At 64.2% G+C, this 8,757-nt stretch carries 11 protein-coding genes; 6 read left to right on the top strand and 5 right to left on the bottom strand.

The window, feature by feature from the left end; all coding sequences use genetic code 11:
- From KBZ04_RS10955 to KBZ04_RS10940, 4 genes are all read left to right on the top strand, one after another.
- A partial coding sequence (locus tag KBZ04_RS10955; RefSeq protein WP_254991963.1) for a hypothetical protein occupies window positions 1-638 on the top strand: 638 nt, incomplete at its 5' end.
- Between the two features lie 103 nt (window positions 639-741).
- The gene (locus KBZ04_RS10950; RefSeq protein WP_254991962.1) at window positions 742-1,863 is read left to right on the top strand and encodes a glycosyltransferase; all 1,122 of its coding nucleotides are present in this window, start codon (window positions 742-744) and stop codon (window positions 1,861-1,863) included.
- Between the two features lie 180 nt (window positions 1,864-2,043).
- Window positions 2,044-2,346, top strand: coding sequence for a hypothetical protein (locus KBZ04_RS10945; protein WP_254991961.1), 303 nt, complete (start codon window positions 2,044-2,046; stop codon window positions 2,344-2,346).
- Window positions 2,347-2,416: 70 nt separating this feature from the next.
- Entirely contained in the window at window positions 2,417-2,650 is a 234-nt protein-coding gene (locus tag KBZ04_RS10940) for a ferrous iron transport protein A (RefSeq protein WP_254991960.1), read from the top strand.
- 14 nt (window positions 2,651-2,664) lie between these two features.
- Here KBZ04_RS10940 and feoB read toward each other — a convergent pair whose 3' ends face one another.
- Both feoB and KBZ04_RS10930 read right to left on the bottom strand, forming a co-directional pair.
- The gene (gene feoB, locus KBZ04_RS10935; RefSeq protein ID WP_254991959.1) at window positions 2,665-4,644 is read right to left on the bottom strand and encodes a ferrous iron transport protein B; all 1,980 of its coding nucleotides are present in this window, start codon (window positions 4,642-4,644) and stop codon (window positions 2,665-2,667) included.
- Between the two features lie 67 nt (window positions 4,645-4,711).
- Complete coding sequence (locus tag KBZ04_RS10930; RefSeq protein WP_254991964.1) at window positions 4,712-5,239, bottom strand: ferritin; 528 nt, start codon at window positions 5,237-5,239, stop codon at window positions 4,712-4,714.
- Between the two features lie 190 nt (window positions 5,240-5,429).
- Here KBZ04_RS10930 and KBZ04_RS10925 point away from each other — a divergent pair, with 190 nt between their 5' ends.
- On the top strand, window positions 5,430-5,645 hold the full coding sequence (locus KBZ04_RS10925; protein ID WP_254991958.1) for a hypothetical protein: 216 nt from the start codon (window positions 5,430-5,432) through the stop codon (window positions 5,643-5,645).
- Window positions 5,646-5,661: 16 nt separating this feature from the next.
- On the opposite strand, the gene fldA is transcribed toward KBZ04_RS10925, so the two are convergent.
- Together fldA and KBZ04_RS10915 are read right to left on the bottom strand one after the other, a co-directional pair.
- The gene (fldA, locus tag KBZ04_RS10920; protein ID WP_254991957.1) at window positions 5,662-6,186 is read right to left on the bottom strand and encodes a flavodoxin FldA; all 525 of its coding nucleotides are present in this window, start codon (window positions 6,184-6,186) and stop codon (window positions 5,662-5,664) included.
- A gap of 598 nt (window positions 6,187-6,784) precedes the next feature.
- The gene (locus KBZ04_RS10915; protein WP_315860107.1) at window positions 6,785-6,988 is read right to left on the bottom strand and encodes a GTP-binding protein; all 204 of its coding nucleotides are present in this window, start codon (window positions 6,986-6,988) and stop codon (window positions 6,785-6,787) included.
- 241 nt (window positions 6,989-7,229) lie between these two features.
- Here KBZ04_RS10915 and pstS point away from each other — a divergent pair, with 241 nt between their 5' ends.
- Complete coding sequence (gene pstS / locus KBZ04_RS10910) at window positions 7,230-8,237, top strand: phosphate ABC transporter substrate-binding protein PstS (RefSeq protein WP_254991956.1); 1,008 nt, start codon at window positions 7,230-7,232, stop codon at window positions 8,235-8,237.
- 155 nt (window positions 8,238-8,392) lie between these two features.
- Here the strand turns inward: pstS and KBZ04_RS10905 are convergent, their stop codons facing one another.
- Window positions 8,393-8,590, bottom strand: a complete 198-nt coding sequence (locus KBZ04_RS10905) for a CsbD family protein (protein ID WP_254991955.1) — start codon at window positions 8,588-8,590, stop codon at window positions 8,393-8,395.
- Window positions 8,591-8,757 lie beyond the last annotated feature (167 nt).

Here is an 8,757-nt window from a genome sequence, read left to right as displayed (position 1 = left end):
TCCACGCCGGTGCGGCCGAGGGTCTGGCCCGGCTGCAGGAGCACTACAGCGCCGGGATCAATGGCCTGCTGTCCCCGTTCACACGGCCGGCCCATGGGCCACTGCCGGCCGGCTGGAACCCGGAGGGAATCCTTCAGAGCGCCGTCGATCTGCTGGCCAGCCACCGGGAATGGCCGATCCCGATCAGCCGAGGTCTCAACTCCTCCGGCGGCTTCTCCCTGGCGTTCGTGCTCGAGAGTGCCCTCAAGAGCCGCACGGGGCACGACCGGTTGATCAAGCGGGGCATTGTCCAGCACCTGCAGCGGGAGGGACGGGGCCCGCAGGCCTTTGACGGACTGATCAACGGCCACACCCACATCCCCGAAGCCACCCCGCTGGGTCTGCCGGGGCCGATCAACGAAACCGGTGGGCCCTGTCACATCACCTACTACAACACCGGCAGCTGGGCCCGCAGCCAGCGCCGGCTGGGGCGCACGGCGCTGGTGGTGGCCCACAGCGGCAGGGTCGGCATGGTGCGCTTCGACCGGCGCCGGGGCATCGAGCCCTTCCAGCCGCCCCGCTTCCCCTTCAACACCTATGCGATGCGGCCCTGTCCTGGCTGCGGGCTCGGAGTGGCACACCTGGAGGCGACGGGTTGATGCGCTCACCCCCAATCCGGCCGATGCGCAGGATCGTGCTGGACGCTTGAATGAAGCATCGAGGCCCCTGAATCCAGCCGGCGGCAGCGAAGGAGAGACGCCCGTGAGAGTCGCCATCCTGGCCAATCGCGCCAACAGCTTCTACCGGCCCCTGGCGGAAGGCCTGGAGCGCATGTTCAAGGTCATCGGTGTCGACACAATCCTTCTGTATGACGGTCTGACAGCGCTCCCCCGCAGACCAGTGGCAGGGGCGGGAGCAGGGGCGAACTGGAAGGGAAAGCTGTTTCGAGTAGCACAAGAATGCGGCTCATGGCTGAACTATCGGAAGCTGCTTGGCCAGCTCAGGACGGTGGACTTCGCCGTGATCGTGGGCCACATGCCCCGCGCCTATTTCGATCACCTTATTGATGACCACAGACTACGGCGTGATGTTCCTCACCTGCCCATCATCCTTTATGACCTGGTTTATCTGGGCAGTCGCGCCGACTGGGTGAAGTGGGTCCATGGTTGTGTGGCGAGCAGGGGTATTACCAAAGGCAACCACTGGGGACTCAATCGCTATGATCACCATCTTTGCATCACCGAAGTCTCCGCGTATCCCGTATTGCCCGGAGCCGAGCACTTTTCACGCATCGGTATCAATCTGATCGATCAGTCCCTTGCCATTGAACCCAGGGAGATCTGTGCCCTCATTGATTTTGAGCACCCCAATCACCTGCCCGAAAGGGCCATACAGATTCAGGCCTGCCTCGAGGCTTGCATCCCTTTCAAGGTTCTCCACGGCAGCTATTCCATGGCAGAGATCCGGAAGATCTACAGGAGCTGCAGCCTCTATTTCATTGCACACTGTGAATCATTCGGACTGCCGATCTGTGAAGTCCAGGCCTGTGGTGGTGTGATTCTGACGCCCTATGCCAACTGGTGTCACGCCCACTTCTTTGAAACACCGGAGCCTGGGCACAGCGGCCAATTGCCGGAGAACTTCATCGTTTACAACAATGACAAGCAACAGCTGGTCAGCGAGCTGAACAGACTCAAGCGGGACTACAACGCAGACACGGCCCTTGGGAATTTCAAGCGAGACCAGCCCCATCTCTACCGGGGGAACCTCGGCGAACTGGCCCGCGTCGTCGCCGGGATCAGGGATGGAACGATTCATTCAACCTCCCACCAGCATCATCCGACGCTGCAACAGCTCTCCGACGCCGTTGATGCGCGAACCTGATCCTGGCCCCAGCCCATGGCCGCGAGTGGGGGGGGTCAGGGTCAAGGCGCCGCTGGCTCTGGCCGAGGACATGACATCACCGACGGGTGACACCTGCAACATGAGCCTGTTTCAAATTCGACCCGAAGGATTGGAGTCTCTGTTTAGCCTAGGGAGCCTCTAGCGTTACCACGTCGAACGATGACGATGTCCTGTCCGCCTGCAATCTGGGACTTCATGGGCTGCCGGAGCGAGACAACTTCAGAGACCCACGAGGTGCTCAACCGGATCAGACGCGGCGATTCGATGCCATCGATTCTGCTCGATCATCCCCAGCTGACCCAGGCCCAGATCGGTCTGGCCCGGCATCTGCAGGACCAGGAACGGGAATTGCATCGGCTCTACAGCCAGCTGCAGGATGTGGAGCGACTGAAAATGCAGGTGGAGCGTGACCTTGCCACGTCGCTGCTGCGGGCGGTTCAGCCGTCCACGGCGTCCCGATGACCGAACCAGCCACCGGCACCGAAGCCGTCGTGGGCCGTCCTAAGCTGGCGTTCTAAGAGAGAATGCTGTCATGCCCCTCAGTCAGGTTCCAGCGGGCACCAGGGTTTCGATCACGTCCCTGCCGAGCCATCCCGGCCTGCAGCGTCGATTGCAGTCAATGGGTGTGCGGCCCGGCGCGGAAGTGGAAGTGCTGCGGCGCGGCAAGCCCGGGGGCATCCTGCATCTGGCCAGTGGGCTGCTGGAGTTCATGCTCCGCCACGAACATGCCGCCGAAATGGATGTGCACTCGATCGCTTCGGATTGATCGGCGCAGGGTGATCAGCGCAGGGACAGGATCAACCCTCCCCCCTGATAGACGATGAAGGCCAGCAGCCAGGCCAGCGCCAGTGACCAGCCCAGGGACAACAGGGCGAATCTGCGGCTCCTGGCTTCCTGGATCTGGGCCGCCACCGTGCCCAGGCAGGGGGTGTAGAGCAGCACGAATGTCATGAAACTCAGCGACTGCAACGGCGTGATGGCCCCCTGAATCGCGCCGCCCAGGTTGGTTTCGGTGGTTCTGTAGATCACCGCCATGGCTCCCAGCAGGATCTCCTTGGCGATGAAGCCGAAGAACAGGGACACGGTGAGCTCCGGGTTCATGCCGATCGGCCCCAGCAACGGCTGGAAGAGCGCTCCGATAGCTCCGGCCAGGGTGCGGCCCGATCCCTCCGCCGCACCCGGGGGGAGGTTGGTGAGCAGCCAGATAGCCGCCGCACCCACGATGATGAAGACGCGGGTGGTGACCAGAAAGTTCAGCATCGAGGTCCAGCCACGGCGCAGGATGGTGGCCAGGCTGGGGGCCCTGTAGGGGGGCAGCTCCAGCACGAAGGCCTCCTCACTCGGGTAGGCCCGCTGGAACACCAGGCCCGTGATCACGGCGGCCAGGAAACTCATCCCGTAGAAACCGAAGAGCACCAGTCCCGGCGCCCACCAGGGTCTGGGGAAGAACACGCCGGCCATGAACAGAAACACGGTCAGCCTGGCCTGGCAGAGCGCAAAGGGAATGCACAGCATCGCCAGCAGGCGCATGCCCCGATCCCGGATCACCCGGGTTCCCATGATCGAGGGCACGTTGCAGCCGAACCCCATGATCTGAAGGACGAAGGCCCGTCCATCAAGCCCCAGCCAGCGCATGAAGCCATCCATCAGAAAGGCGGCACGCGGCAGATAGCCCGAGTCCTCGATGATGCCCATCAGGACGTAGAACACGAAGATCAGGGGCAGGAAGGTGGCCACCGTGCTCACCCCCAGCCAGAGGCCGTCCAGCAGGAAGCGCCGCAACCAGTCCGGTGAGCCCAGCCCCTGAAGACCCGGCTCCAGCCAGCTGGCCTGGATCCAGTCGAGACCCGTCCCCAGCAGATCCTGCAGCGGAGCGGTGACCGCATACAGCACCTGGAACAGCGCCAGCACGATCCCCAGGAACAACACCACGCCGACCAGGGGATGGAGCAGCACCCGATCCACCAGACGGGTGCGGCGATTCAGCATCCGCTCCGGCAGCGTCACGTGGCGGGCCACCAGCTCCTGCAGGCGATCGTCCAGGGGCTGGGGATCGCACAGGGGATCCCCCGGGCTGGCCACCGGTCCCTGGCTGGCCGGCCAGGCACTCCCGCTCTCGCCCCACTGATGCATCTGATCGAGGAGCGCGGCGATGCCCTGGTTGTGCCGGGCGCTCACCGGGAGCACGGGCAGGCCGAGGTCCTGCGACAAGCCGAGGTGATCGATGCCGAGGCCGAAGCGACGGGCCTCATCACTCATGTTGAGCGCCGCCACGACCGGCAGGCCGAGCTGCTGGATCTGCAGCAGCAGCCGCAGCTGGCTGGCGATCTGGCTGGCATTGAGCACCACCAGCACCAGATCGGGGGGCGTGTGGCGCAGGAAGCGCTGCACCACGGCTTCGTCCTCGCTGCTGCCGCTCAGGTCGTGGATCCCGGGGAGATCCACCAGCTCGTAGGTGGTGCCGTGGCGGTCGGCCGGCATCGGACCCCGCAGCAGCTCCACCGTCAGGCCGGGCCAGTTGGCAATCTGCGCATGGCCGCCCGTGAGCCGGTTGTAGAGGGTCGACTTGCCCGTGTTGGGCATGCCCAGCAGGGCGACCTGCCACCCGGAACCCCGTCCCCTGCCTCCACCCGGTCCATGGCAGGCGCCGCTGCCGCCCCAGCGCCAGCCCGCCCGTCGCTGCAGGCGACGCTCCGCCCGATCCCCGCAGGAGGGGCAGGGCTCGGCAGGAGCCGGGGTGGCGCGCTCAGGAGCGGGCATGGAGGGCACGGGCAGGCGGAATCAACCGAATCGGGATAACGCGATAGTGAGAAGGGGCCATCATGGCTCAGGCGCCAGTGGCGCCGCTGAGACCGCCCTTGACGTGGGCCAGGGCCGTTCCCTCCAGGAACTGCTGGTCCAGCAACAGCAGGGCGGCACTGTTGTCGCCCGCCAGGCGCAGACGCTTGCGGACGAAGCGGGCCTCCGCCTCCTCCTGGAGCTGCTCGGCCACGAACCAGTCGAGCATGGCCGTGGCGCTGCGTTCGCCCACATCCTCCGCCATGGCATAGAGACGGTTGATGGAGGCGGTGACGCCCTTTTCCATGTCGTAGACCTGATCAAACAGCCCCTGCACCGACGGCCAGCTGCGTTCCGGAGCCTCGATCGTGGGCAGCTCCACCTGCTCATCGCTGTCGACCAGGTAGGCGATCATGCGGGCCGCATGATTGCGCTCCTCCTGGCTCTTTTCGAGCATGTAGGTGGAGAATCCGGCCAGATCCTTCTCCCGCAGCCAGATCGACATGGCCAGGTAGGTGTGGCCGGCCTGAAACTCTGCAGCGAGGTGTTGATTGATGGCGGATGTGAGCTCTTTCACAGGCATGGCAGGGATATCCTCCTTATCCCTAGCCAGGGCGAGGCGACAGCGCCGCATCATTCACACAATCTGATGTGACATTGGTCACCGTCGCCATCCAGGGTCAGCAAAGGCACCATCTGTTGTGTGTTTCGCCAACATCGAACGGCGAGGGATCGACAGATTGATGGCTCAAATAATCCGGCCCGTCATGACCCGTGTTCCCCCTTCCGAGGATGAAGCCCAGCTGCGACGCGTCCTCGCTCTCACCCACCAACGGGACTGGTGCATGGAGCGCCTGTCCCAGCTGTCCCTGGATGGCCGCATGGAGGAGGCCAGGGCCATCACGGCCGAGCACCTGGAGCTGCTGGAAACCCTGGATGCCCGCCGAAGCCTCTGGGTGCGCATTGAAAGAACCGACGCCTGAGCGAGGCAGGGGCTGCTCAGGTCAGCAAGTCCAACATCTCCCGTTTCAGCTGTTCGGCCCAGCCACGGAGTCGGTCGTCGGTGAGATCGGGCTCGGAGTCCTCATCGATCGGCAGGCCGCAGAAGCGGCCATTGATGACACTTTTGGACGCATGGAAGGTGTAGCCCTCGACGGGCACCGATCCCACCAGCCGGGCCCCGCTCTTCCGGAAGGCGCTGTGGAGTTCTTCCATGGCATCGCAGAAATAATCGCTGTAGCTCGAGGAATCGCCCAGACCCAGAATCGCCACGGGCTTACCGGTGAGATTCAGATCGGAAATCGACTCCACATGGGAATCCCAGGCTGTTCCCGAGCGAAAGGAATCCGCGCCTGTGTTCCAGGTGGGAACGCAGCAGATCAAGGCATCCGCACGACAGAAGCCCTGCGCAGAGCTGAGAGTGTCGACATCGCACGTTTGGGTGGGACAATCCAGAAAGCTCGCCAGACGCTGGGCGATGTCTTCGGTCTTTCCCGTGGATGTAGCGAAGAAAATGGTGATCATGGAAGCCATCATCAGGCTCCTTCGGTCTATCGATTCCATCCGCGCCCAACTCAAGCAAGGGCACGATTCCAGGTAACGGGGGTTACGGCTCCAGAGCCTCCAGCAACCGCCGCCCCAGCAAGGCGCCGAACTCCTGGTGCAGGCCGAGCCAGCCGGGGAGGCGCATCACCCCATTGGCGTCCTAGGCCAGTCGCTCCATCACCCGGGTGGGGCGGGGCGGGGCCGCCGTCGGCAGCACCACCTGGAACGAACAGTGCAGACGGTGGGCCTGCTCCAGCCACCAGCCACACTGACCAGCGGCCTCGAGCCCGCCGCTGCTGCTGCCGCAGGCGATCGGGTGTCAGCAGGCCTGGATCCAGCCACACGTGCCGCCGCAGCCAGCCGAAACGCCCCGGCGGCACCACGGTCAGGGGGCCATGCGGACGGGCTTCCAGGTCGGTGAGGACCGCCTCAAGGCTGGAGCGCAGCAGGGCGGCGTCGAAGACGAGCGCCGGGCGGTCCGTGTCACCGATGCCCGGCCCGTCGAAACTCGCCAGCTGGACCTGGTCGTGCGTGGCCGCGACCAGCGGCTGCCATTCGCTGCGGCTCGACAGCGTGCTCAGGGCCGGCAGCAGCAGCCAGACGGGAGACCCCTGGAGTCCCTGGTGGCCACCCCCGTCTCGTTGTCGATGCCGATCGCACCGAACGCGTTCACCAGCACGGCGGTGCGCGCCCCCTGCTGGCTGGAGAGGATGCGGTTGAGCCGGGTGGTCTTGCCGGCGCCGAGGAAGCTGGTGATCACGATGACGCGGATCTGGACCATGGAGGTCGGGACGGACAGCCGCTCAGCCGCAGGCAGGACTGATAACGGTGCTCCTTCTGGACCTTCGTCGTCCCGCTGCCGCTCCAGCCGAGCCGTCCCGACCCGAACGGCCCGGGTCCGGGGCGCCGGGAGCCGAGCCGCCCATTGGGTGATTCATTCCTTGACAACCCGTTAACCTGCCCATAACACCGATGGGTGGAATGGGTTGCTATTCATAACTTGCACCCAATTGGCAATTCTGATGACCTTCGCGAAGAAGGCCCTGATCCTTGGCGCCGCCAGCGCGGTTACCGCTGGCCTGGCCGTTCCGGTGATCGCCCAGAGCAGCTCCATCAGTGGAGCCGGGGCCACCTTTCCCGCCCCGGCCTACCAGCGCTGGGCCGTGGAGTTCGCCAAGGAAACCAAGAAGCAGGTGAACTACCAGTCGGTGGGATCCGGCGCCGGTGTTCGCCAGTTCCACGCCGGCAGCGTTGATTTCGGCGCCACCGATGAAGAGCTGCAGGAGAAGAAAGGCGAATTCACCGCCGGTGCTGCCGGCAAGCGTGGTGCCCTGCAGATCCCGATGATGGGGGGTACCGTCACGCCGGCCTACAACAATCCCGGCTGCAAAAACCTCAAGCTCACCCAGGCACAGGTCGCCGACATCTTCCTCGGCAAGATCAAGACCTGGGACCAGCTGAAGTGCGGCAAGGGCCCGATCACGGTGGCCCACCGCTCCGATGGTTCCGGCACCACCTACGTGTTCACCAACTCCCTCTCCTGCTTCTCGCCGGAATGGAAGAGCAAGGTGGGCACCGGCAAGGCCGTCAAGTGGCCTGTCGGCGTCGGCGGCAAGGGAAATGAGGGTGTGGCCGGCCTCATCCAGAACACCCCCGGCTCGATCGGCTACCTCAACCAGGCCTTCGTGAAGGGCAAGATCACCCCGGCGGCCGTCCAGAACAAGGCCGGCAAGTTCGTTCTGGCCAACGACGTCACCGGCGCTGCCGCTCTCAACAGCGTCAAGCTGGATGCCCGCCTCGGTGGTGAGGACTGCAACCCGGCCGGTGCCAACAGCTTCCCGATCGCCTCCTTCACCTGGGTTCTGGCCTACAAAACCGGCAACGGCGCCAAGACCGACACCATCAAGCAGTTTTTCCTCTGGGGCCTCTCTCCCAAGGGTCAGGCGATCGCCAAGCAACTGGATTACGTGCCGCTGACCGGTGCCGTTCTGGCCCGTGCCCGCGCTGAAGTGGCCAAGATCGGTAAGTGATCCTGTTAAATCGGCTCACCCCTGGTGGTTGAGAGAGAGGGGGCTTCGGCCCCCTTTTTTGTGCCCATCCTTCCACCCGCTCCAAAGCTGCACAGTGGCGAGCACCATGGCTCTGGAGTGTGGACGTTATTGGATCCCGGGTGCCAGCTGGTTGACTATTCAGTGGCGTCGTCAAGCTTCTTGGCGGCCTTCTTCGCTTCCTCCTTCAGCGTGGCTTCCGCCTTCATGGCATCCGCCTGGACCTGCTTGGCTTCTCCTTTGAGTTGTTGGCCGTTGTCACCGGTGATGGAGCCGACGGCGGACTGGAGTTTGCCTTCAGCATCTTTGGCTGCGGCGTCGATTTTGCTGGACATGGTTCGCAGGGGATAAGGGAATGGAACGGAATGAATCGTCCATGCCATTGCCGGTGGCTCAGATGGGTTGGGCCTGCCTAAGAATCCTCACGGTTCTTATGCCGTGCACTGGCATGACCCATTCCTACGCAGGAATCAGATCGGCGGATGGTCGCTCCCCAGGACGG

The sequence above is a fragment of the Cyanobium sp. N5-Cardenillas genome, from assembly GCF_024345515.1.
In the GTDB taxonomy this organism is placed as follows: Bacteria; Cyanobacteriota; Cyanobacteriia; order PCC-6307; family Cyanobiaceae; genus Cyanobium.
Note: the sequence above shows the minus strand (reverse complement) of the source record. Positions and strands in the feature narration are given on the sequence as shown.